Here is a 23,301-nt window from a genome sequence, read left to right as displayed (position 1 = left end):
GGTCACCCCGCGAAATATCGGATCGCACCGGCCGATCAGCAGCCGGTCGGACCGCAGGTCAGTTCGATCTCCCCGGCGATGAACGCGTCCTTCGCGTCCTCGAGGTTCTCGTCGAGAGCGGCCGGCAGGCTCCCCTCGAACTCCTGGCCGGTAATGAAGTCGATACCGCCCTGTTCGATGCTGAGGTTCCGCTCGCCGGACACGCCGCCCCAGTCGCCGTCCATCGCCGCCGTCACCACGTCGTAGGTCGCCTCGTTGAGCGCTTTGACTGCCGAGCCCAGAATGACGTCCGCGTACTGGTCCTCGGTGATCGACTGGTCGACGTCGACGCCGAGCGCGAACCGGTCGTTGCTCTGTGCCGCGGAGAACGCGCCACCGCCCGCCGCGGACGCCGCGTGCCAGACGATGTCTGCGCCGTCGTCGATCTGTGAGGCGGCCACGTCGTTTGCGGCCGACGTATCCGAGAAGCTGCCGCCGTATCCCGTCAGCACCTCGGCGTCGTCGTTGACCCACTCGACACCCTCGATGTACGACGTCTCGAAGGCGTTGATCAGGTCGATGTCCTCGCCGCCGACGAAGCCGACGACGCTCTCGTCCGGGTTCGTGCTGCTGCCCTCGTGTTCGATCGACTCGGTCGTGAGCGTGCCGGCCGCGACGCCCGCGAGGAACGACATCTCGTGGTTCATTTCGATCCAGCCCGAGACGTTGGCCGCGCCCTCGACGTGGTCGTTGATCAGCATCCAGTTCTGGTCGGGATACGTCTCGGAGTTGTTCACCAGCGGGTCGTAATGCTGCTGGCCGACCATCACTATCACGTCGTAGAGGTCCTGCTCGGCGAGTTCGGCTTGAACCGACTCGTACTCGGCTTCCTCCGTCTCCTCGACGTCGTTGATGTCGAGATCGTACTCCTCGGCCGCCTCGCGGAGTCCGTCGCGCGCGTTATCGTTGAACGCGTTGTCGTCGAATCCGGCCGGGCTCGAGATGATGGCGGCGTTGTACTCGGCACCCTCCTCGTCGTCGGCACAGCCCGCGAGCCCGACGGCACCGACCGCTGCCGTCGACGCGAGAAACGTGCGCCGGTCCACCGTTCCCGCCGAGTTCGGCGTAGCGGGGCGAGCGTCCGAATCGCCTTCCGACTGAGTCTGACGTGACATACCATCTCGGCGGATCTCCATATCACATTATAAATGCTTTTATTCTTGACTAACTGCGTACACGAACGGGACGGAACGGGCAAGGAATGCCGAGAGTCTCTCGAATACGTATTCCCGTTTTATCCGGAATCCGAACCGATCTCTTATAAATAACCAGTCATGATAGCGTGAGCGGAGATCGGGACCGAGCGGTCGGCGCGCAAGTGAGATTTAAGAGGAGTCGCCGAGACGACGGCGACATGACTCTCCGTGTCGTCGGCGCGAACTTCGATCAGATGCATATGAACACGAACCTCGAGTGGGTCGTCGACCATCCCGGAACGGAACTCGTCGGCGTCTGTGACGAGTCGCCGGCGACCTCGACCGGCTCGGTCCAACGAGCCGTCGACCAACTCAGCATTCCGTCGGACCGCGTCTATGACGATCTCGATCGGTGTCTCGAGACGCTGGCTCCGGATGTCGTTATCGGCTGTCCGAGGAACGCCGACCACGCGGCGTTCGTCGAGCGTGTCGCTCCGTACGACCTCGCGATCGCGCTCGAAAAGCCCCTCGCAATGACGCTCGCGGACGCCGACCGGATGCTGGCGGCGATCGCGGAAAGCGACGGTCGCCTGTTCGTCAACTGGCCCGTGCTGTGGGACCCGGTCAAACACACCGTCAAGCGGCTCGTCCGGGAGGGGACCGTCGGCGACGTCCTCGAGGTCCAGTACTACGGGGGGAACGCGGGTGCCCCGCCCGACGAAAGCTGGTTTTACGACGCGGGCGCAGGGGGTGGCTCGCTGCTCGATTACCTCTGTTACGGCGCGACGTTCGCCACTTGGTTCCGCGACGGCGACCTCCCGACCGCGGTAACCGCTGAGACGTACACCCCGCCGGAGCTGGAAGTCGATATCCAGTCGACCACGGTGTGCCGATACGAGACCGGCCTGTCGACGTTTCACACCTCGTGGCGGATGGTGACGAACCCGTGGGAGACGCAGCCGCAGCCGGCGAAGGGGTACGAGATCGTGGGTACGCGGGGGTCGATCAGCACCCGCGAGCGCTCCGCGCCGATCCGGGTCCAGACCCGCGAGCGTCCGGAGGGATACGGGGTCAAACCCGACGCGCTCGCCTCGCGGTTCGAGAACCTCGCGGCCTATCTCGTCGATCGGCTCGAAACCGGTGCCGAACCCGAGGGACCCGCCGACCCCGCGTTCTGTCGCGAGGCACACCGGATCATCGAAACCGCGCGGCGGAGCGCACGAACCGGAACTCGGGAGCCGTTGGCGGGGGAGTAGCTGCGTGCCCTCCCAGTCGCCGTCGGTCACACGTCGTCTCTCCCGTCGTTCCTCACCGTCGTGCCGGCGGCGGCGTGTAGCCTTCGAGGTCGGCGTCGGCGAGGACGACCTCGCGACCCTCCTCCGCAGACTTATACGCGGCCATACAGGTCCGTAATACGCGATAGCCGTCGGTCAGGTCCAACGCGCCGTTCTCGCCGGCACGGAACGAGTCGACCGCGTCGCGGTTCTCGGCGACGAACCCGCCCGTCACGACGTCCGCGGCGGCGATCGGGGTCCGCCCGCTCGTCGCGTTCTGTTTCTCGGCCCATCCCTCACCGTCGCCGACGGCGTCGGAGAGGAAGACGCTGGAGGACGCCTCGTCGGAGAGGACCTGTCCGGAGTACTCGGGGCCGAGCAGCTCTATCGTTCGCCGCACGCCGGAGCCGACGTAACACCACGATCCGGTCGCCTCCGAGACGAGCGGAGTTCCCTCGGCGTCCTCGTATCGCACCGTCGCTCGGGCGTAGTCGTCAGCCGGGTTCGTCTCGTAGTCCACGCCGTGTTCCTCGCGGAGCTCGGCGGCGTACTCTTCGCGGCCCCACTTGAGCGTCTCCGTGTCCGCAGTCACGGAGACCGGTGTGAGGCCGGCGTCGGGATCGGCGTTCGGATCGCTCGCGTTGTCCGCCGTCGTATCGGCCGTATCGGTCGCCGGATCCGACAACAGAACCTCGTTGCCCGCGAGCGCGTGACAGAGCATGTCGGTCAGCGCGCCACCCCCCTGTTTCTCCCCGTCCCAGAACCACGCGGAGTGGGGACCGGTGTGTTCCGCCTGCGCCCGGGCGAGGTACGGCCGCCCGGCCTCCCTGCCCCGCGACCACAACAGCTCTCGCATCCCGCTGATGTCGGGTTCATGCGGCCAGTTCTCCAGATAGGCGTGTGGCACGCCGACGGACGCGACGCGGTCGAGGATCCGGGTTGCCTCCGCGAGGTTCCGGGCGACCGGCTTCTCCATGGCGATCCCCCGGAGGGTTGCGCCGTCCTCGAGCGCGTCGACCGCCTCGTCGATCACGTCGACGCGGGTGAAATTCGGTGAGGTTACCCACAGTCCGTCGACCGCAGGGTCCGCGACCAGCCCCGCAACCGAATCTGCCACGGTCGGGTCCCCCCAGCCCTCCTCGCGACACGCGTCCGCGACGGTATCGGCCGTGCTCCGCGTTCGGTTCTGGAGCCCGGCGACGTGGACGCCGGGAAGGTACCCGACGCTCGGGAGGTGTCGTTCGCGCGTGATGAACCCGCAGCCGACGACGCCGATGCCGAACCCGTCAGTGCTCATGTGTCGTTCCGCTCCCCGGTAGCGTATAACTCACACGGTGGTCGCGTTCGTCCGAGACGGGCGAGAGGACCGGTTCTCAGAGCGTGTCGAACTCGATAGCCGACTTGATCCGGCCCTCGTCGCTCTCGAACGCCGACTCGACCGCCTCCGGAGCGAAGGCGTCGGTGATCACGGCTTCGGAGAGCCAGTCGGGGAACGCCGCCAGCGTGTCGAGCGCGGCCCGGAAATGCGGGACGCTGGAGTTGACGCTGCCGACGAGTGCCTTGTTCGACAGGACGAACTCCCGGTGAAGCCGTCCTCCGTCGAGCATGACCGAGTCGTCGCCGGGGATCCCCAGAAGCGCGCCGACCCCGTTGGGCGCGAGCAGGTCGATCGTCTCGAAGGCGTGGGGCGCGTGGCCCGTCGCCTCGATCACGAGGTCCATCGGTTCGTGAACGTCGGGGATCTCCCGCAACGAGTGTTCGCGGGAGTCGACGTAGGTGGCTCCGAGCCGTTCGACGACGTCTATCGTCGGGTCGGGGCGGTCCCGCCGTCCGAGACAGTAGAGCCGGTCGAACCCGGCCGCGTCCAACAGTCCGACGGACAACAGCCCCAACGATCCGTTCCCGAGCACCATCGCGCTTTCGGGGGCCCACTCGAAGGCGGATCGTGACGCGCGTGCGAGTTCAAGCGCCTTCTCGACGTTGCTGATCGGCTCGATCAGAAAGCCCGTCTCCGCGAACGCGGGCGGGACCGGAACGAGGAACTCAGCCGGACTGGTCACGTACTCGGTCATGAACCCGTGTTCGCCGGCGATCCCGCGCTCGACGTAGTGGCCCTCGGGAGCCATGTCCGGCTCGCCGCGCTCGAAGTAGGTCGTCGGGCCGCCTTGGACCGGTCGCCGAACCGTCGGGACCACGAGCTGGCCCGCGTCGAGGTCGGTTCCGTTCGGGTCCTCGACGACGCCGATCGCCTCATGACCCAACACGAGGTGTGACTCGCCGTCGGGATAGCCGCCGTGCCCGCCCGCGATCACCTCGTGGTCGGTGCCGTCGATGCCGACGCGGAGGACCCGAACCAGCGCCTCTCCCGGAGCCGGCTCGGGACGAGCGATCTCGCGGACGTGTGGAACCTCCGTCTCCGGCGTCACGACGATCGCGCGCATCGCGATCACTCTCCTCCTACGGTGCCGTCAGCGTCGTCCCCGGTACCTGCGCCCCCGGTCCCCGCGTCGTCATCGGCGACGTCGTCGACCAAGGAGACGATCCGCTCGACGACGTAGTCTGCCTCCTCGTCGGTGAGACACATCGGGTTGAGCGTGAACTCCCCGTCGGCGATCGAGTCGGCACCGACGAACACGCGGGGCGCCTCGGAACGGAGCCTCCCGACGAGATCGGCCGTGGAGCCGTCGCCCTCGACTGTGACGACCACCTCTGGGGCGACCGACCGCCCGCTCGTGTCGACCCGCGCCGAGAGCCCGGTCGCGGCCGCCACGCCCGCGGACAGCCGCTCCGCACGGTCGTGCCACTCGGCGGCACGGGCGTCCTCGTCCTCCTCCAGGAACGCTTCGAGCGCCGCCAGCAACCCTGCCAGCTCCTCTTTGCCGACCTTGAGCGGTCGGCCGATCCCCTGTTTCGGGACGCCGTCGAGCGAGTCGGCGTCGACCAGCCGCGACGGCGGGTCCCAGACCGCCTCGGCCGCGTGCATGTCGAGTTGCTGGCGCGCGACCGACCGGATCAGGTCCTGCCGCCCCGCGAGGATCCCGGTCGTCTGCGGGCCGCGGATCCCCTTCCCGCCGCTGAACGCGACGAGGTCCGCGCCCTGCTCGGTGAACCACGAGAGGTTCGCGGCCGGCGGCACCTCCGCGGCCGCGTCGACTATCACCGGAACGTCGTGTTCGTGGGCGATCGCACACACCTCCGCGAGCGGCGGCGTCCCGTAGGACTTGTACACGTGGCCGACCGCGACCGTCCCCTCGCCGATCGCGTCGGCATACTCCCACGGCTCGACGTCACGCGATCCGGTCCCCAGGTATCGGTCGTTCGTCCCGACCTCGATGATCGACGCTCCCGCGGTCCGAAAGGCGTGGTCGTAGCCGGTTCGGTGGGTCCGCGGCATCACGATCTCGTCTGCGACCCCGGTCGTGTCCGGTAGTCGGGACATGGTGCCGAGGTCGTCGCCGGCGATACACGCGGCCGCGGCCAACACCATTCCGCCGGCCGCACCGTTGGTGACGTAGCCGGCTTCCGCGCCGGTGACCTCGGCGATCCGGTCGCTCGCGGCGGCCTGGAGGTCCGAGAGCCGGACGAACGATTCCGCGGCGTCGGCCATCGCCTCGACCGCTTCCGGACGGATCCGGCTACCGCCGATGCGCGTCTTCGTTCCCGTCGCGTTGATGACTTCCGGGACCCCCCACCGGTCGTAGACGTGTTCGCGGTTCATACGGACCCTGTCACCGCCGCGGTCATATACTCCGTGGTCGGACAGTCGGTCGATACGGTGCGGTGCTCGTGTATGTATCGTCCTACAATATTCGGATGACGTTCGCCGTGGAGGGAGGACGTCACATCACGTCGTGTGGCGGAGGGACTGACGTCGGTCGACTCGTCGGTCGACGAACGTCTCTCGGCTCACTTCGCGGTCGGCGTCACGTCGCCGACGGCGTCCATGACCTGCATCGCGGCGCTGGCGGCGAGGCCGCGAGCAACCTCGTCGGCGTCGGCGTCGGCGATGCCAGCTTCCAACTCGTCGCTGTCGGGCGTAAAGCCCGCAGAGACGGGATGACCTGCGGGCGGGTTGACGGCGACGGTCGCCTGCGGGCCCTCGGTTCCGACGGAGAGTTCGGAGCCGACGGCGTAGCTGTCCGGGAGGTACGATTCGGTGCGCGAGACGATCCCGGCGACCGTCCGCCTGAGACGCCGTTCCTGTTCCGGGGAGAGGTCGACGGGCGCGGGTTCGCCCGCGTTCGTTACGCCCGGTGGCCCGGCATACGGGTTATTGCCGTTCATCGAAGACAGGCAGTGTACGCGGACCCGACCCAAAAAGGCGTCGGCGAGCACGGTCGACCCGCGTCGGCTACAGGATCGGTTCGGACTCGCCGTACGCCGCGATCGTCACCGCCGTCGTGTACCGGTCGGCGGCGGCCGGCGCGCTCTCGACGTGGGTCCGCCGGTCGGTGAGCTCCCAGTCACGGAGGTCCGCTCCCGCGTCCAGTCCCGCGTGGATCCGTTCCTGGACGGATCCGGGATCCTCGCCGGTCACCTCGTAGAACAAGCCGGGGCCCGGACCGGTCGCCCATCCGAGTCCGGCGACCACGTCGGGACGCCGGCGCGGTGCCCGCTTGTCCGCGGCGTCCTCCGCGCCGGCGCGACCCCCCTCGCGGAAGTCGACCTCGTCGCCCGGGCCGACCGTCCGGCGCGCCTCGACGACGGTGAGCGCGTTTCCGGCGGGCCCCAGATCCGGAACGGCGTCGACGCTCGTCACCGTCGCTTCCGCGGGGACGACCGAGGAGACGGCAACTAGATTGTAGTTGTGGAGGTTTGCGTCCGCGAGCGCGGCGTCGTAGGAGGCCATCGCCGTGTCGGCGACGCCGACGCCGCCGGCGACGTGGATGGTGTTCATTGTCCGCCTTCGACGACGTTTCGAGTAAGGGGTTACGGATCGGGAAGGGAAGGAAAGTGGACTCTGCGGAGACGAACGAACGACCGCCGCGGACGCTCAGTACTGGTAGTTGATGACGCGGTCCTCGGTCTTATCGGCGTCTTGGAGCTTCTCCCGGGCCCGCTCGAAGTCGGACTGGATGACCTCGGTCCGACCGTCGCGGATGGCGAACATACCGGCCTCGGTCGCAAGCGAGGCGATGTCCGCGCCGCTGTATCCGTCGAGTTCGCGAGCAACGACGCCGACGTCGACGTCGGCAGCGACGTTCATCTCCTGCGTGTGGATCTCGAGGATCCGCTCGCGGCCTTCCGGCCCCGGCTCGGGCACCTCGATGAGACGGTCGAAGCGGCCGGGGCGTAAGATTGCCTCGTCGAGCATGTCGAAGCGGTTGGTGGCGGCCATGATGCGGATCTCGCCGCGCTCGTCGAAGCCGTCCATCTCAGAGAGCAGCTGCATCATCGTTCGCTGGACCTCGGCGTCTCCCGAGGTCTTCGAGTCCGTTCGCTTCGAGGCGACCGCGTCGATCTCGTCGATAAAGATCACGGCGGGTTCGCGCTCGGCAGCGAGTTCGAAGAGATCCCGGACGAGCCGTGACCCTTCACCGATGAACTTCCGGACGAGTTCGGAGCCGGCCATCTTGATGAACGTCGCGTCCGACTCGTTGGCGACCGCCTTCGCGAGCATCGTCTTCCCCGTTCCCGGCGGACCGTGGAGCAGCACGCCGCTCGGCGGCTCGACGCCCACCGTCTCGAACTGTTCGGGGTTCTCAAGCGGATCCTCGACGGCCTCGCGCACCTCGCGGATCTGCTCGTCGATCCCGCCGATGTCGTCGTAGACGACGTCCGGCGACTCGGCGACCTCCATCGCCTGTGCCCGCGAGTCGGTCTCGTCGTCGAGCACCTGCTGGACGGCGAACGAATCGTTGATCGCGACGCGGTCACCGGGTCGGAGGTCCGCCTCCAGTCGCGTCGACGCCTGCGTCAACACCTCCTGGTTGTTGCCGTGCTGTTTGATCACCACGCCGTCCTCGGTGATCTCCTCCACCGAAGCGATGTACAGGGAGGACGTTTTCAGGGTCTCGTTCTCCCGTTTCAGCTGATCGACCTCCGATTTGAGGTCGCCACGGCGGCCCTGTACGTCGTCGAGTCGATCGGATAGCTCCTCGTTCATGTGGACGATCCGCCGGTAGTGTTGCCGGATCGCCTCCAACCGTTCCGCCTCGCTCATCTCCGGATCGAGCTCCAGACGAGGACGGTCGGGGAGTGAAGGACTATGAGACATTCGTTACGCCGATGTACGAGATGCCCGTAAATGTGCCTTTGGGTCACGGTGGTTCATCGATCCGAGTCAGAAATCATCTTTGATAATTGGCCCACTGGGTTTTATCAGCTCCAGCGAAAACGGGTTGACATGAACGGACGAACCGTATCCGCTAACGGCGTCGACTCGGCCGGCGTGGGTGTCGGCCGACCGCGACCGATCGGCGATGACTGACGGATCGGCGGCCGCCGACGATCCCCCGCCGACCGTCCTCGCCGTCGACGACGAGCCGGACCTCGCGGAGCTGTACGAGGTGTACCTCGAGGACAGCTACCGCGTCCGCGTCGCTACCGATGGGGAGGAGGCGCTCTCGATGATGGACGACGCCGTCGACGTGGTCCTCCTCGATCGGCGAATGCCCGAGATGTCCGGACACGAGGTGCTCAGGGCGATCCGCGAGGACGGATACGACGCGCGGGTCGCCATGCTGACCGCGGTCGAGCCGGACGTCGACATCGTCAACATGCCCTTTGACGATTACAAGACGAAACCCGTCAGCCGGGAGGACCTCGTGGCGCTCGTCGAAGTGTTGCTCTACCGTGCGGCGTTCGACGAGCGGAGCCAACGCTTCTTCGCGCTCGCCTCGAAGAAGGCGGCACTCGAAGCGTCGGGCGCGACCGATAACGAGGAGTATGCGGAGTTAGTCGACCGGCTCAGAGCGGTCCGCGCGGAGGTCGACGAAACGCTCGACGTCCTCTCGGCCGAGGACGCCTTCGCGGAGATCGCGGCACGTTCCGACTAGCCGACTACAGGCGCTAAGCCCCCTTCTTCACCCGGGCCGGCTACTCGATCTCGAGGTCGCCGCCGCGTTCCTCCCCGTCCGCGTTCTCGTCCCACTCTAGTTCGAACTCGATGCTCAACTCGCCGTCGCCGTCGGCAGGACCCTCCCGCTCGGCTTTCACCTCGAACGTCGGCCGCGGCGGAGGATCCATCGTCACCGACCGGTCGCCGGCCGTGAGCGTTATGTCGTTTCCAGCCTCAAGGGCGTCGGCAACGGTTCGGAGATACGAGGCGATCTCGGCGCGTGTTTGACTACTCTCCGATTCGAACAGGATCTCTTCGGGCATATCAGGTGACACGCGATACAGGAATATAAACCCGCCTCGGATAGGTGCGATCCGAGCCCACGATGCGGTCACGCTGGAGGGCGAGAACTGATCGGAAACGGAGACTTCGACGACGATGCCGGGGCCCGATTATCCGGAGAGTTCTCGTTTCGCTCGGCGTGCCTTCCCGGACATCTCGTCGTTCCCCTCGACATCGGCGAGCGTCTCGACGGCTTCCAACTGCCGGACGGCGTCGTCGAGGAACGAGCGCACGTCGCCGGTGTAGGCGTACACCATGTAGTCGTCGCTCATCACGTCGACGATGGCCTGCGGGCCCAACCCCTGTGCGCGGAGTTCGAGGACGTACCGGATGAACTTCCGCTCGGGACAGCCGCAGTACGGGTTCGCCTGACAGTCGCAGTCGAGGAAGTCCTCGGCGAAATCGAGGATCCGGTCCCGGGTCGTCGAGTCGAGCTTCGAGAGGCCGTCGCCGGTGAACAGCATGTCGAGGGTCGCACCCGTGAACGCCCCCTTCGGGAGATTCGTCTCCAGTTGGGAGGCGAGCTGCCGGTGGTTCTTCACGTATATCTTATCGGTGAACGCCACGGTCTTGGCCCCGATACGCCGCCCCCACTCAAAAGAGTCGTGGTGGGTGCTCGAACGCTCCGTGACTCGATCCCACGGGTCGCCGTGAGTCGTAACGGTTATGAAGCAAAGAAGGATATCTGACCATGCGTGTCCGGGTTAGGGTAGTGGACTATCCTTCAGCCTTGTGGAGGCTGAGACGCGGGTTCAATTCTCGCACCCGGACTTTCTGAGGAACGTAGTGACGAAGAAAGCCGGAAGGCGAAATCGAACCACGCGAGACGAGCGTCAGCGAGTCTCGCAATCGGGTTCAATTCTCGCACCCGGACCTCCCGTTTTTTATTTGAACGAGTCGAGTCGCCGTCGCCTTCCACGTGATGACGACGTCACGTCCCGCGACCAGTTCGAGTCGATCCGCGCTTTCCGCCGTCACGAGCGCTCGAAACGTCGTCCCGTCGATGTCGATACCGACGGTACACACCGTTTCGCCCCGCACGATCCCGGAGACCGCTCCGGGCAGTCGGTTTCTCGCGCTCGTCGAACCCGGTTCCGGGTCGGCGGCCGGGTCGAGAACCGTGAGCGCGTCCGCGCCGATCCGGATCTGGACCGCGTCGTCCGGAGCGACGCCGTGATGGAGGCCGCGGACGGTGCCGACGGTCGTCGTCACGTCGGCCAACTCCCCCGAGACGGACGAGACGGTCCCGTCGAGGACGGTTTCGGGAACTTGTGCGGTCGCTGAGAGCGCCGTCTGTAGCCGTTCGTAGCGGTGTATCAGCTGCCTCGCGGTGTCCGTTAGCGTGCTTCCGCCGCCGCCGCTCCCGCCCCGAGACCGCTCGACGAGGTCGCCGAACGCGGATTCGAGCGTCTCGATCCGGGAGAGTTCGCGCGCACGTGACCGGCCGAGATCCGTCGACGCCTTCGCGATCGACCCGGTTTCGTCGATCGCTCGGAGCAGCGACACGTCGCGTTCGTCGAACTCCACCCCCTCTCGCACGAGTGCGGCACGTCCGTGACCGCTCGGTTCGTCCATCGATCGGATCTCTTCGGGGAGACGCTAGAGTCTTACCCGTCTCGTCGTCGGCTCAGTAGACGAGCTCGCCCTCGATGAACTTCCGTGCTCGTGGGTCCTCCGGGTTCGTGAACACGCGTTCGGCGGGACCGACCTCGATGAGGCGTCCACCGAGCAGCACCGCGACCCGGTCGGCGACGCGCTCCGCCTGATTCATGTCGTGCGTGGCGACGGCGACCCCCAACCCGCGTGTTCGGGCCGTGTCGATCGCGTCCTCGATGACCGCAGTGTTTCGAGGGTCGAGATCGGAGGTCGGCTCGTCGAGGAGCAGGAACTCCGGGTCGTACGCGATCGCTCGGGCGAAAGACACGCGCTGTGCTTCCCCACCGGAGAGCGAGCCGACGGGCCGCGATCCCGCGTCGGCGAGCCCGACGAGGTCCAGCGACTCGGCAACCGCCTCGCTCGCGTCGCCGCCGCGGAGCCGCGAGAACCACTGAGCGAGTCGATCGCGCCAGCTGCGCCGGACGTGTTGGCCGTAGCTCACGTTTCGGCGGACGGTCGTCTCGAAGAGGTTCGCCTCCTGAAACACCATCCCGATCCGGCGTCGAACGTCGAGCCTGTCGCGCTCGGACAGCGCCCACACGTCGGCTCCATCCGTCTCGACGGTCCCCGCATCCGGACGGTGAAAACACGAGAGCAGTCGCAGCAGCGTCGTCTTCCCCGTCCCGGAGGGGCCGATGATAGCCACGGTCTCCCCGCGTTCGACTGCGAGCGACACGTCTTCGATCACGTCGGTGTCATCGAACCCGTGGCTGACGTTCCTGACGGCAAGCCCATCGGTCACTCGTCGGTTCGGCTCCTGTCGTCGTTGGCCTCGGCGCTCCGCCCGTTGCTGCCCTCTGCGTTCCGCCCGTTGCTGCCCTCGGTGTCCCGTCATATGCGGCTCCCCCCCAACCTGAGCACGAGGCCGTTTATCAGCAGGACGAGCGCGACGAGGACCGCACCGAGGATCATCGCGAGTTCGAAGCGTCCCTGTCGGGCTTCGAGCTGGATCGCCGTCGTGAGCGTTCGCGTGACTGAGGTGCCGTCCGCACGAGCGATGTTTCCTCCGACGATGAGCACGGACCCGACCTCGCTGATGGCTCGGCCCAATCCCGCAAGGATCCCGGTCACGATCCCGTACCTCGCCTCCTTGATGGTGACGAGCGCGACGTCGAGTCGCGTCCCACCCATCGCGTACGCGGCGTCGCGAACGCCGTCCTCGACGCCGGTCACGGCGGCGAGACTCACACCGGTGATGACCGGCGCGGCGAGGACGATCTGCGACAGGATCATTGCCTCCGTCGTGAACAGCAGATCGAGGGACCCGAACGGGCCCTGATTGGAGACGGCGAACAACACGATCAGACCGACGACGACGCTTGGAAAGCCCATTCCCGTGTTGATCAGAGCGACGAGAAACCCCTTGCCGGGGAACTCCGAGAACCCCACGAGCATCGCGATCGGAAGGCTCACGAGCGTACTGACGAGGACGGCGGTGAGGCTCACGTACAGCGAGACGTAGATAATGCTCTCGACGTAGTTCCACTTGAAGGGGAGCTCGACGAACAGTGGTAGTGCTCCGTCAGCGGCAGCAACGACTGGTGATGCCTGTTCGATCATCTGGCTGGTTACTCTTCAGTCGTCCAGTTCTCGGGGACGTACTGCCGGAAGTTCGGCTCCTCCGAGACCGCCTCGGGGAAGAACAACTGCTCGCCGTCGATCGCGTACTCCTCGATGATCTCCCGTCCCTCCCGGGACGTGAGAAAGCCGATATACGACATGGCGAGGTCGTAGTTGACGGTCTCGTGGACGCCGGGGTTCACGGCGACGACACCGTACGGGTTCGCGAGGAGCGCCGAACCGCCCTCGATCGGTCCCTCGACGCGGATCGATACCTCGTCGAGTTCGGACCGCTGGGAGACGTACGTGCCGCGGTCGGCGAGCGTGTAGCCGGGCGTCCGGTTCGCCTGATTCAGCACCTCTCCCATCCCGCTGCCGGCCTCCCGATACCACTCGCCCTCGGGGTCGGCGTCGGCCGCGTCCCAGATGGCGAGTTCCTTCACGTGGGTCCCGGAGTCGTCGCCACGCGAGACGAAGACGGACTCGCTCTCGGCGATCGCCCGAAACGCGTCGGTCACGCTCTCCATCCGGTCGACACCGGTAGGATCGTCGTCGGGACCGACAACGACGAAGTCGTTGAACATGAGATCGCGCCGGTTGATCCCGTATCCCTCCCGGAGGAACTCGTCCTCCAGCGATCGGGCGTGAACCATCACCACGTCGGAATCGCCCCGTCGCCCGGTTTCGAGCGCCGCGCCGGTTCCCTGAGCGACCGCCCGGACCGTGACGCCGTACCGGTCCTCGAACGCCGCGTTCACCTCGTCCAGCAGTCCCGTGTCGTAGGTGCTCGTCGTCGTCGTGACCGTCAGTGTCTCGTCGTGTATCTCGGCAGGGGCGTCGTCGTCACCGAGACAGCCGGCAAGTGCCGCCGTCACCCCGCCAGCGACGGCTGTGAGAACTCTCCGTCGATGAATCACGAGTGATACAACGTATTGATGGAGCCTATTTAGCTATTCTGCTTGTACAGTAATTGGAACTGGTTACGTTTGGCGGGTGGCGAGCACGTTTCCGTGGCTGGCGATGTCGCTACGGCCATTCGGAATGTGCGCCGGTAACACTACCGGACGAGTTTCTTTTAGCTGATTACAGGCGGTAAGCCCCCTTCCTCAAGGAGCAACGCAGGCCGAAGCCGAGTAGCGTTAACGAGAGCAAGCTCTCGTTCGCACATCAGAAATCGAAGATTTCTGAGGACGCAGTAGGCAGGGGTAGTTCACTAGGCTCGGTGGAAGTGTATTTGAGGATTTTGGGCACTTGAACTGGTGAAATCAGCATACTCGCTCAAATCCATGGGTCGAGTTCCTCACGGCCATCGAACGAATATCGGTTCTGGCGTCGATCATCGTAATAAGACCAGCCGCAACCTGGTACGCCGGCATCGTATCATCATAGAGGAGAACAATACCAGCGTGAGTCTCTGGTGGTACTCTACCGAAATCTTTCACATCGCTCGTCACGACGATCAATTCGTGTTCTCGGGCATACGGTAGGACGTCCTCTTGGTCGTCGGCTCCTTGCCAGAGTGAATCCCGGACGTGCTCGGCGTGAATCCCTTCCTTCTCTACGTACGTGGCAGTCTTTGGATCGATATTCTCGTCGAGCAGAAACTGCCAATCGCTCATCTCAGGCAGCGTCCGGATCGACGCCTTCCGGACGATCGATGGATTCCCGGAACTCTTCCATGACGTTCTCGCGCTTCTGCTCTGCGTCGCGCATGTTGCGTGGGTGATCGTGATAGTACGCTAGCGCGTGATACACGTCGGCCACATCGAGATCGTACCGATCGGCAACTGCTTCCGGATCCTCATCGTACTCTTCAACGAGGGCGTACACCTGACGGACGCTGATTCGGCGGCCGCGAATATGGGGCTCGCTCAGGAGATTGTGTTCGATCCGCCGAGATTCTCCCTCAGACATACGTAAGCGTTGCTGCTACTCCCGCAAAAACATACTGCTGGCGTATCGACAAGAAAATAGTTACATGTCGATCGAGTCGGCGTGGCCCACCGCCACTCCGGACGTATTTGAGTGATGACGCTGGGAATGACCCACGTGCGCGAAACAATAAACAAGCGAACAACAAACGGATGTAAAGCTACGTTAGTCTTCGACACTGGTGGTCCGGTCGGGAGTAATCACTTGATGATTGTCAAGCCAATCGATGCCAAATCGGATTGGTTAATAAACCGGTGGTTCTACTTCAGCGAGCAAACTGAGGCGTACATGTGGAATTTCGCAGAGAAGATCAGCACCGACAAGGAATATCGACGCCAGTCACGGGAGGAAACAGCAGACTGGAAGCGCGTGGACAACCTGTACGAACCGCTCGCTCGCAGACTCTACCAGGAACTATCCCGCTCCGAACGAAGTGACTTTCCGGTCATGAACGACCACTCCCGTAGCGATTCGGAGAAGTTGGAATCGCTTTGCGAAGAACTGTTCGAAGAGATCAAACGTATCGTGCGGCAGGGAGCGGACCAGCACCCGGAGACGATTTACGACGAGAAGGAAGCAGAGCTACGGCAATGGCTCGCTGACGGATCCGAGTGACTCGTCGAGAGTCATATGTGCCCCGGACACTGCGGGAAATCCGGTTACGTGACGAGCGAAGCGCTAGCGAGCCATAATGTCGCCCGCAACACTAACGACCGGTCTCATCTCCGGCGGCGTGCCGCGTCGACCGGGAAACCCTCGTGGCGGGCGGTCGCCTGCGCGGCGACGGGCGGGTCGCGTCCACGACCGACTGTGGGTCACGGTAGCGACCGGATGTCACGTGCCTGGGTTCTCCGCGCTGTCATCGCTCCCAGTCGGGAGTACTCGGGCGGGGACTGAGGGCACGCGGAGGAGAGTTGCCGCCGAGGGGATATAAACGACGCGTCGGGTGGCCGGTGCGTCGGGTGGCCGGTGCGTCGGGTGGCCGGCGGCTCCTCAACTAGTCGCGTGGACGCCGCACCCCGACTACTCGCCTTTCGTTCGGTCCGTTTCGATCGCGTCTTCGGTGGGTCGGTTGGCCGCGACCGGGTCGACCCCGCGACGGTTCGCGTCAAACTCCGAGAGCCCGTAGACGAGTCCGATCAGGACGACGACGCCGAGCGGCAGCAGCGCGACCGGGGTGATCCCGGTGACGCCCCAAGTCAGCAACACGAGTATCGCCACGACGCCGACCGTGACGGCGTAGTACAGCTGCGTCCGGACGTGGTCGATGAGGTCCGCGCCGGTGAACGTCGCCGACAACACCGAGGTGTCGGAGATCGGCGAGGTGTGGTCGCCGAAGATCGCCCCCGAGAACACCGCGCCGACGACGGCCGCGACCATCGTGTGGTCCCCGGTCAGCGACCACGCGACGGGGATCGCGACCGGCGTAATGATCCCCATCGCACCCCACGAGGTCCCGGTCGAGAAGGCGACGAACGCTGAGAGAACCAACACGACGATCGGCAGGACGGCCGTCGGGAAGTCCGCGCTGACGTACCCCTCAATGAACGCCGCGGTCTCCAGCGAGGCCACGACCTCGCCGATCGACCACGCCAAGACGAGGACGGTGACGGCGGTGAGCATGATGCCGAAGCCGTTAACGGTCGTGTCCGTCGCCTCGCCTAATCCGAAGATTCCGTATACTTTTCCGAGGAGGAATCCGGACGCGACCATCGCGAAGGAGCCGTACAGCAGGGCGGCCGCGTAGTCCGCGGCGATCACCATGTCGTACAGCGACGCGCCGGGCTCGTAGCCGGTCCACAGTGCCGAGCCGACGGTGACCGCGATCAGCACTCCCACGGGTGCGAAGAAGTTGACCAGACGCGGCTCGGTCGCGCTCGGCTCGCCGAGCTCCGCCTCGACGTCCTGCATCGGGACCGCGTCGTCACGGGTCACTTTTCCGGTTGAGGCCGCTCGGTGCTCGGCGGTCAACATCTCGCCGTAGTCCCGTCCGGTGAGGACGACGATCCCGACCATCGCGATAGCGAGGATCGAGTAGGCGTTAAACGGGATGGAGCTGAGGAACACCTCGAACGCCGAGGGCGGGTCCTCGACCCCGAGGTTGTCGTACGCGTCGTTTATTAACCCGAGTTGGAACGCCACCCACGAGGAGATGCCGAGCGTCGCCACGGGTGCGGCCGTCGAGTCGACGATGTAGGACAGCTTCTCGCGGGAGATCCGTAGTTGATCGGAGGCGTCCTTCATCGACGAGCCGACGATAGCCGTGTTGGCGTAGTCGTCGAAGAACATCACGAGCCCCAGCAGCCACGTGACTAGCCCGGCGTCACGACGGCTGTCGAGCCGCTCCAGCGCCCAGTCGCGGACGGCGTAGGAGCCGCCGAGGTTCCAGATCATCGCGACGCCGGAGCCCAAAAGCAGCGTGAACACGATTATCGTCGCGTGAAACCCGTCGTCGACGAGGATCGCCGCGATGATCCAGTCGAACGTCTGGACGAGTCCCAGCCCACCGGTGTATATCACGGCCCCCGCCCAAACCCCGAGGAACAACGAGAGGATCGCCTTCCGAGTGGCAATCGCCAACACGATGGCGAGCAACGGCGGAACGATCGAGAGGACGCCGAACTCTGACATGTCTTCATACACACTCGCCGGAGTATTTAACCGCTCCTGCCAAACCGTCGCTCCGACTCGGATCCCCTGTCGGCGGCTCTGTTGAACTCCTTCGGCTCCGACAAGAACCGCGTGCGGTATACCGCGCGCAAATGGTACCAGAGCTGGTTGCCCTGTGACCGGCGGTGTTCCTGTCTGCGTATCAACCGTATGGTTTCATATACCTACATTTTACTGCGATTGTAGTCGGGAACCGTGTCATGAGTGCCGAACAAGCACCTGAGAGCGGCAGTACGTTCCGTGTGTTACCGGCAGTAGCGATGACCGTTGGAGGGCTAATTATTGCGCTCAGCCTTCTGTTTCTGCCGTATTCGTTATATGGTGTTGTGCATACCGGAGCCATCGGTGTATCGCTCTTCCTGTCCGGGATGGTTTGGACGAGATGGGCAGCGACTAGATGGAACATATCACCAGCGGATCAGCGGAAATGGTCGAGATCGTTTCTCTTCGCAGCGCTCCTGCTGACGATTCTGTGGATTCTTCTCAATTCCTTTGGCCCGATCGACGAGAGAGAGAGATAGCGGAATTAGGATGAATCGGGACTGTTGAAATCCATAGAAATGACACTTTTTCCTGCGGTCAGTACAGGCGCAGTCGTGAGTGACGGCGGGAGTGGGTCTCTCAAATCGGCAGCAACGTGATCGTATTTAAAAGGACTGTGAGCGGCTGCGACGACCACTTATAAATGAACACCGCGGTGGCGCGCCCCGGTTCGCGCCCTTAAAAGGGCGCGAACCGACGGCGCGAGGTCGCCGGCGCTCCGCGCCGGCTGCCAGAGAATCTTCGATTCTCGCTGGAGCCCGGAACGGCGCTTTAAGCGCCGTTCCGGCGAGGCTGGGGAGGCGTGAGGTGCGGGTGCTGTGTGGGGTGGGGCTCAAAGGGGCAGCCTGCTCCGGGAAGACGGGTGACGCAAGCACTCAAAAGGGCTCGCTATGCTCGCCCTTTTGAGCGCGCAGCGAGCCCCTCGACCGGAGCAGGCTGGGGCTTTGGAAGTGTTCACCGACGATCCGTACTCAACCACTTATAAATGAACAGTTAGAGATGTGGAACTGTTCACCACAGCACCATCTACTTATAAACAGCCGCCAACAACACCACTATCCCACTTATAAACAGCCACCACACCGTATCGATATACCCACTCCCGATATCACTCAAAAAGCAGCCCGATCGGCTGGTCGTGCCGTTCGATAGCACGTCTGAAAGCGGCCGTTCAACGAAGTCGGTCGCTTATAAAAGCAAGCTGATCACGGCGAGCACGAGGAAGACGACGACGAGTATCTTCGCGACGCGCATCGTCACGCCCGCGACGCCTCGGAACCCGGCGATACCGGCGATGACCGCCAACAGGAAAAAGGTGATCGCCCAGCCGAGCACGCCGTCACCGAGTACCTGTGCTGGCGTGAGCGCGGTCGCGAGCGCTATCGTCTGTGACATACCTGCGTTCCGCACCGTGGAGGGAAAACGGTGGCGTGCCAGTCAGTCGCTCTGAATTCTCGGGGCTAGCATATACGTTGCCTGCCCGAGCCCCTCGGCGAAGCCGTAGTGGAGCTTGACGGGGAACTCCTCGCCGAGCTCGATGGTGACCTCGGCGTCGCCGGGGATCGCCTTGTTCATGTCCTTCAGGTAATCGAGGCTGAACAGCGAGTCGGCGGGACCGGCCGTGAGCGCGATGAGGTCCTCGCGGGTCAACTCGAGGTCGACGTCGTCGGTGTCGCCCTCCGCCTCGATGAAGAACGTCTCGTCGGTCTCGTCGACGCGGAGGCGGATGTGATCGGAGACCATGTCGGCGGCCTTGATCCCGCGGTCGATCTGGGCACCTTCGACGACGATCTCGGAGGCGAGATCGAGGTCCGGGATGTCGGGTTCCTGGCGGATCGAGTCGGGATCGATGAGCGCGAGGGTGTAGGAGAGTCCGTCCGTCTCGATGTGGAGTTTGCGGGTCTCCTCGTCGAGTTCGAGGTGGATCAGGTCGCCGGAGTTGGCCATGCCGGCGATGTCCTCCAGTCGTGCGAGGTTGACGCCGATGACGCCGCCGTCGGCCTCATAGGACTCGAAGGCGGCGGCCTCTAGGGTGAGATCGACCATGCCGACGTTGGCGGGGTCGACGGCGCGGATCGAGAGGGCCTCCTCGTTCAGACGGATCTTACACTCGTCGACCAGCACGCTCACCGAATCGAGCGCGTCCTGTAGCGTCGACGCGTCCACGATGGCCTTGAACATATACGTTCAGCTACGGCGGTATCCCCTAAAAAGCCACCCAATCGCTGCCATCGCTCCGGGTCGAACGTCGGACTCGACGCCGCGCGGACGGGCCGTCACAGCACCCGGATCAGCCGGCCGATGGCGACGATGGCGAGCAGTACCGCACGGCGTCGGAGCCACGCGATGCGACGGCCACCGCGACACGCCCATCAGACGAGGGGTTCGACGAGTTCGCGACCCTCCGCCAGCAGCGACTCGACGCGGTCGTCGTCGTCGGCCTCGGCGTAGACCCGGAGTTTCGGTTCCGTCCCCGAGGGGCGAACGAGCAGCCACGACCCGTTCTCCAGAAGCAGTTTGAACCCGTCAAGCGTGACGACTTTCGCGACCGCGTGGCCGTCGACGGACTCCGGGATGTGGTCCTCCAGCTCGTCGAGTACCCCCGCCTTCCGGTCGTCCGGACAGTCGATCGACACCTTCCCGGCCGCGATGTGGCCGTGCTCGTCGAGCAGGCGATCGACGCGTGCGTCGAACGGCTCCGCGGTCGTCGCGTCGGCCGCGAGCAGCGACATCAACACGCCGTCCTTCTCACGGACGTGCCCGCGGACGGAGAACCCGCCCGACTCCTCGCCGCCGAACAGCGCGTCGTGTTCCCCCATCGCTTCCGCGACCCATTTGAATCCAACCGGCGTCTCGAACACCTCTTGGCCGTGAGCCTCTGCGATCCGGTCGACGAGAAACGTCGTCGAGACGGTCCGAACCGCGGGGCCGGTGTCCGTCTCTAAGAGGCGATCGTAGCAGGCGGCGTAAAACAGGTTAGCGTCGAGCACGCCGCGCTCCGGCGTCACCACCGCGATCCGGTCGGCGTCGCCGTCGTTGGCGATCCCGAGGTCGACGTCGCTGCCGGGATCGGTGACCAACTCGGCCAACCCCCCGAGATGTTCCGCGCTCGGCTCCGGCGGCTCCCCGCCAAACGTCGGGTCGCGGTCACAGCGCAGCCGGTGGACCTCCGCGCCGGCGGATTCGAGCAGCACGTCCGTGACGCCCCGGCCGCTGCCGTGCATTGCGTCGTATGCGACCGTGAGCCCGTCGAGGTCGGCGTCGACGAGTTCACGGGCCGCGTCGGCGTGTGCGGAAACGAAGTCGCGTCGCTCGATCGTTCCCCGTTCGGGTTCGGGGAGGAACGTCGGCTCCGCGAGCCGATCGACGACATCCTCGGTTACGTCCGGCAGGGCTGGTGCCCCGTCGCTCGGAATGAATTTCACGCCGTTGTACTCGGGTGGGTTGTGTGACGCGGTGACCATACACGCACCTGAAAGTCCGTTGTCGACGATGGCGTAGGCAATCACCGGCGTTGGCACGTCCCGCTCGGGAAGGAGTACGTCGAACCCGTTGTCCGCCAGCACGTCGGCGAGACTCTCGGCGAACCCTTCCGAGGTCTCGCGCGCATCGTAGCCGACCGCGACCGGGTCGTCGTGGCCAGCGGCGTCGAGGTGGTCCGCGACTGCCTGTCCCACGATCCGCACCCGTTCGTCGGTGAAGACGTCGAGCGTCGCTCGCCAGCCATCGGTGCCGAAGGAGATCCGATCCATAGCTACACTCTCGACGGCCGGGACCATAATGGCCGGTGTCGTCGTCGATATCTGAGCGAACTCCGGGGTGGACTCGCCGCGTTTTTGCCCGTCCTCCGCGAGGGGCCGGTATGACGAGGGTCGTCGCCATATCCGGTAGCCGGCGGACGAACAGCACGACGAAGGCTGCCCTTCGTGTGGCGCTCGGCGCGGCTGCGAGGGCTGGCGCGGAGACGGATCTCATCGATCTGGGTGCGGTAGATCTCCCCTTATATCACCCCAACGAGGACGAACAAGGCGAGAGCGACCGGCTGAAAGCGATCGTTCGCGAGGCCGACGGCGTGATCGCCGGGTCGCCGGTGTACCGTGGCTCCTACTCCTCGACCTTTAAGAACTTCCACGACTTTTGCGGCTCCGAGGAGTACGAGTACACCGCGGTCGGCCTGTTGACGACTGCGGGTGGCGGTTCGTACGGAGGCACGCTCGAACACCTCCGGTCGACGTTCCGGAACGTCCACGCGTGGGTCGTCCCCCATGAGGTGGGTATCCGAGGCGCGTCCTCGGCTGTCGCCGCCGACGGAACGTTTCGTGACGACTCGCTACGAGACCGTACGGAGCGCCTCGGACGTGTCGTCGTTGAACACGCGGAGCGACTGCCCGACACGGACCCGTGACCACGCCCGAAGCGATCGTCTCTTCCGGTAGTTTTAAACAAAAATTGGGTCAGTACATTCTATGAGTGTCCGTCGTGACTTCTGGTCGATCTACCGCGAGGCGCTCCCCGTTCTCGTTATCGCACTCGGAGGTGGACTGTTTGCCGGATTGGTTCTCGAGGGCATGCTCGAAAGTGTCGATCGGTTCCCCGGACTGCTCGTCATGGTTCCCGTGTTTCTCGCAACGCGTGGGAACGTGTACGGCGCACTCGGCGGACGGATCGCCAGCGGCCTACATCAAGGGCTGATCGACCCGCGGTTTGAACGGAGCGAACGACTGGTAAACGCCGTGCTCGCGTCCTTTATTAATGGAATCGGTATTTCGATCGTGATCGGGTTCATCTCGTGGGGCGCGCTCACACTTCTCGGACGAGAGTCGGCCGCACTCGTCGAACTGGTGGGGATCATGCTCATCGCGGGCGTGCTCACGTCGTTTGTGCTGATATTCGGGCTGTTGTTGCTCATCTTCACCGGATATAAAGCCGGCTACGACCCGGACAACCTTGTGGGACCGATCGTCACTACGCTGGGTGACGTGTTCGGCATGGCGTTCCTGTTCCTCGCTGTGATCGTCATTGAGGTGCTGATCTGATGGTGGTTCCGAGCGGCTCGCTGGGGTCGTGGGACACCCGCAAGATCGTGACCAACATGTTCCCGCTTCTCGTCGTCCTCTCTATCATCGTTCTCTGGGCGGGGATCACCCTCGAAGACGCCGAGGAACTGCTCGATCAGTACGGGCTGCTCGCGGTGATGGTGCCGACGATGGTCGATATGGGCGGGAATCTCGGCGCAATCCTGAGTTCGCGGCTCTCGACACGAATGCACTTGGGGACGACCGACTTCGACCCTCGTGACCGCACCCTGTGGGCGAACGTCGGTGCCGTGTTCGGGCTGGCAGCGACGATCTTCACCGCTCTCGCCCTCGGCGCGTGGGCAATCGGGCAGATCATCGGCGCGCCGCTCGGACTCGCCGACCTGCTCGTCATCTCGCTTATAAGCGGCATGTCGGTAGCAGTGATCGCGGTCGTGTTCAGCTTCCTCGCGACGTACGGCTCCTATCGGCTCGGGATCGACCCCGACGACACGACGATCCCCATCGTCACGAACGTCGTCGACGTGTTCGGGATGGTGATCTTCATCGGCGTCTCGGCGTGGTGGCTGCCGGCGATCTGAGGTCCGCCCCAGACGAAACACCACGGCTTTGTG

26 protein-coding genes and 1 tRNA gene are annotated in these 23,301 nt (G+C 64.8%); 8 read left to right on the top strand and 19 right to left on the bottom strand.

Annotated elements, in window-relative coordinates:
• Positions 1 to 35 precede the first annotated feature (35 nt).
• The gene (locus tag J2751_RS04565) at positions 36 to 1,154 is read right to left on the bottom strand and encodes a substrate-binding domain-containing protein (RefSeq protein WP_209483589.1); all 1,119 of its coding nucleotides are present in this window, start codon (positions 1,152 to 1,154) and stop codon (positions 36 to 38) included.
• Positions 1,155 to 1,393: 239 nt separating this feature from the next.
• On the opposite strand from J2751_RS04565, the gene J2751_RS04560 reads away from it, so the two are divergent.
• A complete protein-coding gene (locus J2751_RS04560) occupies positions 1,394 to 2,431 on the top strand; it encodes a Gfo/Idh/MocA family protein (RefSeq protein ID WP_209483588.1) in 1,038 nt (345 codons plus the stop codon).
• A 52-nt stretch (positions 2,432 to 2,483) separates the two neighbouring features.
• Here the strand turns inward: J2751_RS04560 and J2751_RS04555 are convergent, their stop codons facing one another.
• From J2751_RS04555 to pan2, 6 genes are all read right to left on the bottom strand, one after another.
• Positions 2,484 to 3,746 (bottom strand): Gfo/Idh/MocA family protein, encoded by a 1,263-nt coding sequence (locus J2751_RS04555; protein ID WP_209483585.1) that lies wholly within the window; start codon positions 3,744 to 3,746, stop codon positions 2,484 to 2,486.
• 76 nt (positions 3,747 to 3,822) lie between these two features.
• Positions 3,823 to 4,890, bottom strand: coding sequence for a glucose 1-dehydrogenase (locus tag J2751_RS04550; RefSeq protein WP_209483583.1), 1,068 nt, complete (start codon positions 4,888 to 4,890; stop codon positions 3,823 to 3,825).
• Positions 4,891 to 4,895: 5 nt separating this feature from the next.
• Entirely contained in the window at positions 4,896 to 6,167 is a 1,272-nt protein-coding gene (locus J2751_RS04545; protein WP_209483581.1) for an aminotransferase class V-fold PLP-dependent enzyme, read from the bottom strand.
• Between the two features lie 188 nt (positions 6,168 to 6,355).
• A complete protein-coding gene (locus tag J2751_RS04540; protein ID WP_209483580.1) occupies positions 6,356 to 6,733 on the bottom strand; it encodes a DUF5811 family protein in 378 nt (125 codons plus the stop codon).
• A 67-nt stretch (positions 6,734 to 6,800) separates the two neighbouring features.
• Positions 6,801 to 7,346, bottom strand: a complete 546-nt coding sequence (locus J2751_RS04535; protein ID WP_209483578.1) for a pyruvoyl-dependent arginine decarboxylase — start codon at positions 7,344 to 7,346, stop codon at positions 6,801 to 6,803.
• A gap of 96 nt (positions 7,347 to 7,442) precedes the next feature.
• Entirely contained in the window at positions 7,443 to 8,666 is a 1,224-nt protein-coding gene (gene pan2 / locus J2751_RS04530) for a proteasome-activating nucleotidase Pan2 (RefSeq protein ID WP_209483576.1), read from the bottom strand.
• Positions 8,667 to 8,871: 205 nt separating this feature from the next.
• Between pan2 and J2751_RS04525 the strand changes: the two genes are divergently transcribed.
• Positions 8,872 to 9,447 (top strand): response regulator, encoded by a 576-nt coding sequence (locus tag J2751_RS04525; protein WP_209483574.1) that lies wholly within the window; start codon positions 8,872 to 8,874, stop codon positions 9,445 to 9,447.
• A 40-nt stretch (positions 9,448 to 9,487) separates the two neighbouring features.
• Here J2751_RS04525 and J2751_RS04520 read toward each other — a convergent pair whose 3' ends face one another.
• Positions 9,488 to 9,772 (bottom strand): amphi-Trp domain-containing protein, encoded by a 285-nt coding sequence (locus tag J2751_RS04520; protein WP_209483572.1) that lies wholly within the window; start codon positions 9,770 to 9,772, stop codon positions 9,488 to 9,490.
• A 129-nt stretch (positions 9,773 to 9,901) separates the two neighbouring features.
• Positions 9,902 to 10,357 (bottom strand): DUF5814 domain-containing protein, encoded by a 456-nt coding sequence (locus J2751_RS04515; RefSeq protein ID WP_209483570.1) that lies wholly within the window; start codon positions 10,355 to 10,357, stop codon positions 9,902 to 9,904.
• Between the two features lie 132 nt (positions 10,358 to 10,489).
• Between J2751_RS04515 and J2751_RS04510 the strand changes: the two genes are divergently transcribed.
• A tRNA-His gene (locus tag J2751_RS04510) sits at positions 10,490 to 10,562 on the top strand.
• Between the two features lie 84 nt (positions 10,563 to 10,646).
• Here the strand turns inward: J2751_RS04510 and J2751_RS04505 are convergent.
• The 6 genes from J2751_RS04505 to J2751_RS04480 form a co-directional block, all read right to left on the bottom strand.
• The gene (locus J2751_RS04505; RefSeq protein WP_209483568.1) at positions 10,647 to 11,366 is read right to left on the bottom strand and encodes a TOBE domain-containing protein; all 720 of its coding nucleotides are present in this window, start codon (positions 11,364 to 11,366) and stop codon (positions 10,647 to 10,649) included.
• Between the two features lie 52 nt (positions 11,367 to 11,418).
• On the bottom strand, positions 11,419 to 12,282 hold the full coding sequence (locus tag J2751_RS04500) for an amino acid ABC transporter ATP-binding protein (protein WP_209483566.1): 864 nt from the start codon (positions 12,280 to 12,282) through the stop codon (positions 11,419 to 11,421).
• Entirely contained in the window at positions 12,279 to 13,007 is a 729-nt protein-coding gene (locus J2751_RS04495) for an ABC transporter permease (RefSeq protein ID WP_209483564.1), read from the bottom strand. The genes J2751_RS04500 and J2751_RS04495 overlap by 4 nt, the downstream gene beginning before the upstream one ends.
• Positions 13,008 to 13,015: 8 nt before the next feature.
• Positions 13,016 to 13,924, bottom strand: coding sequence for a substrate-binding domain-containing protein (locus tag J2751_RS04490; protein ID WP_209483562.1), 909 nt, complete (start codon positions 13,922 to 13,924; stop codon positions 13,016 to 13,018).
• Between the two features lie 348 nt (positions 13,925 to 14,272).
• Positions 14,273 to 14,626 carry a DUF5615 family PIN-like protein gene (locus tag J2751_RS04485; RefSeq protein ID WP_209483560.1) on the bottom strand — a complete coding sequence of 118 codons (354 nt, stop codon included), beginning with the start codon at positions 14,624 to 14,626 and terminating at the stop codon, positions 14,273 to 14,275.
• Between the two features lies 1 nt (position 14,627).
• Entirely contained in the window at positions 14,628 to 14,921 is a 294-nt protein-coding gene (locus tag J2751_RS04480) for a DUF433 domain-containing protein (protein ID WP_209483558.1), read from the bottom strand.
• A gap of 114 nt (positions 14,922 to 15,035) precedes the next feature.
• Here J2751_RS04480 and J2751_RS04475 point away from each other — a divergent pair, with 114 nt between their 5' ends.
• Positions 15,036 to 15,554, top strand: coding sequence for a hypothetical protein (locus J2751_RS04475; RefSeq protein ID WP_245202614.1), 519 nt, complete (start codon positions 15,036 to 15,038; stop codon positions 15,552 to 15,554).
• Positions 15,555 to 15,962: 408 nt separating this feature from the next.
• Here J2751_RS04475 and J2751_RS04470 read toward each other — a convergent pair whose 3' ends face one another.
• The gene (locus J2751_RS04470; protein WP_209483556.1) at positions 15,963 to 17,570 is read right to left on the bottom strand and encodes a Na+/H+ antiporter NhaC family protein; all 1,608 of its coding nucleotides are present in this window, start codon (positions 17,568 to 17,570) and stop codon (positions 15,963 to 15,965) included.
• A gap of 239 nt (positions 17,571 to 17,809) precedes the next feature.
• On the opposite strand from J2751_RS04470, the gene J2751_RS04465 reads away from it, so the two are divergent.
• Entirely contained in the window at positions 17,810 to 18,130 is a 321-nt protein-coding gene (locus J2751_RS04465; RefSeq protein WP_209483554.1) for a hypothetical protein, read from the top strand.
• 709 nt (positions 18,131 to 18,839) lie between these two features.
• Here J2751_RS04465 and J2751_RS04460 read toward each other — a convergent pair.
• From J2751_RS04460 to J2751_RS04450, 3 genes are all read right to left on the bottom strand, one after another.
• Positions 18,840 to 19,046 (bottom strand): DUF1328 domain-containing protein, encoded by a 207-nt coding sequence (locus J2751_RS04460; RefSeq protein WP_209483552.1) that lies wholly within the window; start codon positions 19,044 to 19,046, stop codon positions 18,840 to 18,842.
• Positions 19,047 to 19,088: 42 nt separating this feature from the next.
• Positions 19,089 to 19,832 carry a DNA polymerase sliding clamp gene (locus J2751_RS04455; protein WP_209483550.1) on the bottom strand — a complete coding sequence of 248 codons (744 nt, stop codon included), beginning with the start codon at positions 19,830 to 19,832 and terminating at the stop codon, positions 19,089 to 19,091.
• 191 nt (positions 19,833 to 20,023) lie between these two features.
• Positions 20,024 to 21,403: a phosphoglucomutase/phosphomannomutase family protein gene (locus J2751_RS04450; protein ID WP_209483547.1), complete on the bottom strand. Its 1,380-nt coding sequence runs from the start codon at positions 21,401 to 21,403 to the stop codon at positions 20,024 to 20,026.
• 110 nt (positions 21,404 to 21,513) lie between these two features.
• Between J2751_RS04450 and J2751_RS04445 the strand changes: the two genes are divergently transcribed.
• The 3 genes from J2751_RS04445 to J2751_RS04435 all read left to right on the top strand — a co-directional run bounded on the left by J2751_RS04445 (position 21,514) and on the right by J2751_RS04435 (position 23,268).
• Positions 21,514 to 22,056: an NADPH-dependent FMN reductase gene (locus J2751_RS04445; RefSeq protein WP_209483545.1), complete on the top strand. Its 543-nt coding sequence runs from the start codon at positions 21,514 to 21,516 to the stop codon at positions 22,054 to 22,056.
• Positions 22,057 to 22,117: 61 nt separating this feature from the next.
• Entirely contained in the window at positions 22,118 to 22,687 is a 570-nt protein-coding gene (locus J2751_RS04440) for a magnesium transporter (RefSeq protein WP_209483543.1), read from the top strand.
• Positions 22,687 to 23,268, top strand: coding sequence for a magnesium transporter (locus tag J2751_RS04435; RefSeq protein ID WP_209483541.1), 582 nt, complete (start codon positions 22,687 to 22,689; stop codon positions 23,266 to 23,268). Before J2751_RS04440 ends, J2751_RS04435 begins: the two co-directional genes overlap by 1 nt.
• Positions 23,269 to 23,301: the final 33 nt, after the last annotated feature.

Source organism: Halorubrum alkaliphilum, from assembly GCF_017873815.1.
In the GTDB taxonomy this organism is placed as follows: Archaea; Halobacteriota; Halobacteria; order Halobacteriales; family Haloferacaceae; genus Halorubrum; species Halorubrum alkaliphilum.
This window is presented reverse-complemented; position numbering and strand designations above follow the sequence as displayed.

What these genes read in the sequence shown, in the direction of transcription:
- J2751_RS04565 (WP_209483589.1), bottom strand. Translation starts at nt 1,154, where the DNA reads ATGTCACGTCAGACTCAGTCGGAAGGCGATTCGGACGCTCGCCCCGCT.
- J2751_RS04560 (WP_209483588.1), top strand. Translation starts at nt 1,394, where the DNA reads ATGACTCTCCGTGTCGTCGGCGCGAACTTCGATCAGATGCATATGAAC.
- J2751_RS04555 (WP_209483585.1), bottom strand. Translation starts at nt 3,746, where the DNA reads ATGAGCACTGACGGGTTCGGCATCGGCGTCGTCGGCTGCGGGTTCATC.
- J2751_RS04550 (WP_209483583.1), bottom strand. Translation starts at nt 4,890, where the DNA reads ATGCGCGCGATCGTCGTGACGCCGGAGACGGAGGTTCCACACGTCCGC.
- J2751_RS04545 (WP_209483581.1), bottom strand. Translation starts at nt 6,167, where the DNA reads ATGAACCGCGAACACGTCTACGACCGGTGGGGGGTCCCGGAAGTCATC.
- J2751_RS04540 (WP_209483580.1), bottom strand. Translation starts at nt 6,733, where the DNA reads ATGAACGGCAATAACCCGTATGCCGGGCCACCGGGCGTAACGAACGCG.
- J2751_RS04535 (WP_209483578.1), bottom strand. Translation starts at nt 7,346, where the DNA reads ATGAACACCATCCACGTCGCCGGCGGCGTCGGCGTCGCCGACACGGCG.
- pan2 (WP_209483576.1), bottom strand. Translation starts at nt 8,666, where the DNA reads ATGTCTCATAGTCCTTCACTCCCCGACCGTCCTCGTCTGGAGCTCGAT.
- J2751_RS04525 (WP_209483574.1), top strand. Translation starts at nt 8,872, where the DNA reads ATGACTGACGGATCGGCGGCCGCCGACGATCCCCCGCCGACCGTCCTC.
- J2751_RS04520 (WP_209483572.1), bottom strand. Translation starts at nt 9,772, where the DNA reads ATGCCCGAAGAGATCCTGTTCGAATCGGAGAGTAGTCAAACACGCGCC.
- J2751_RS04505 (WP_209483568.1), bottom strand. Translation starts at nt 11,366, where the DNA reads ATGGACGAACCGAGCGGTCACGGACGTGCCGCACTCGTGCGAGAGGGG.
- J2751_RS04500 (WP_209483566.1), bottom strand. Translation starts at nt 12,282, where the DNA reads ATGACGGGACACCGAGGGCAGCAACGGGCGGAACGCAGAGGGCAGCAA.
- J2751_RS04495 (WP_209483564.1), bottom strand. Translation starts at nt 13,007, where the DNA reads ATGATCGAACAGGCATCACCAGTCGTTGCTGCCGCTGACGGAGCACTA.
- J2751_RS04485 (WP_209483560.1), bottom strand. Translation starts at nt 14,626, where the DNA reads ATGAGCGATTGGCAGTTTCTGCTCGACGAGAATATCGATCCAAAGACT.
- J2751_RS04480 (WP_209483558.1), bottom strand. Translation starts at nt 14,921, where the DNA reads ATGTCTGAGGGAGAATCTCGGCGGATCGAACACAATCTCCTGAGCGAG.
- J2751_RS04475 (WP_245202614.1), top strand. Translation starts at nt 15,036, where the DNA reads ATGACGCTGGGAATGACCCACGTGCGCGAAACAATAAACAAGCGAACA.
- J2751_RS04470 (WP_209483556.1), bottom strand. Translation starts at nt 17,570, where the DNA reads ATGTCAGAGTTCGGCGTCCTCTCGATCGTTCCGCCGTTGCTCGCCATC.
- J2751_RS04465 (WP_209483554.1), top strand. Translation starts at nt 17,810, where the DNA reads ATGAGTGCCGAACAAGCACCTGAGAGCGGCAGTACGTTCCGTGTGTTA.
- J2751_RS04460 (WP_209483552.1), bottom strand. Translation starts at nt 19,046, where the DNA reads ATGTCACAGACGATAGCGCTCGCGACCGCGCTCACGCCAGCACAGGTA.
- J2751_RS04455 (WP_209483550.1), bottom strand. Translation starts at nt 19,832, where the DNA reads ATGTTCAAGGCCATCGTGGACGCGTCGACGCTACAGGACGCGCTCGAT.
- J2751_RS04450 (WP_209483547.1), bottom strand. Translation starts at nt 21,403, where the DNA reads ATGGATCGGATCTCCTTCGGCACCGATGGCTGGCGAGCGACGCTCGAC.
- J2751_RS04445 (WP_209483545.1), top strand. Translation starts at nt 21,514, where the DNA reads ATGACGAGGGTCGTCGCCATATCCGGTAGCCGGCGGACGAACAGCACG.
- J2751_RS04440 (WP_209483543.1), top strand. Translation starts at nt 22,118, where the DNA reads ATGAGTGTCCGTCGTGACTTCTGGTCGATCTACCGCGAGGCGCTCCCC.
- J2751_RS04435 (WP_209483541.1), top strand. Translation starts at nt 22,687, where the DNA reads ATGGTGGTTCCGAGCGGCTCGCTGGGGTCGTGGGACACCCGCAAGATC.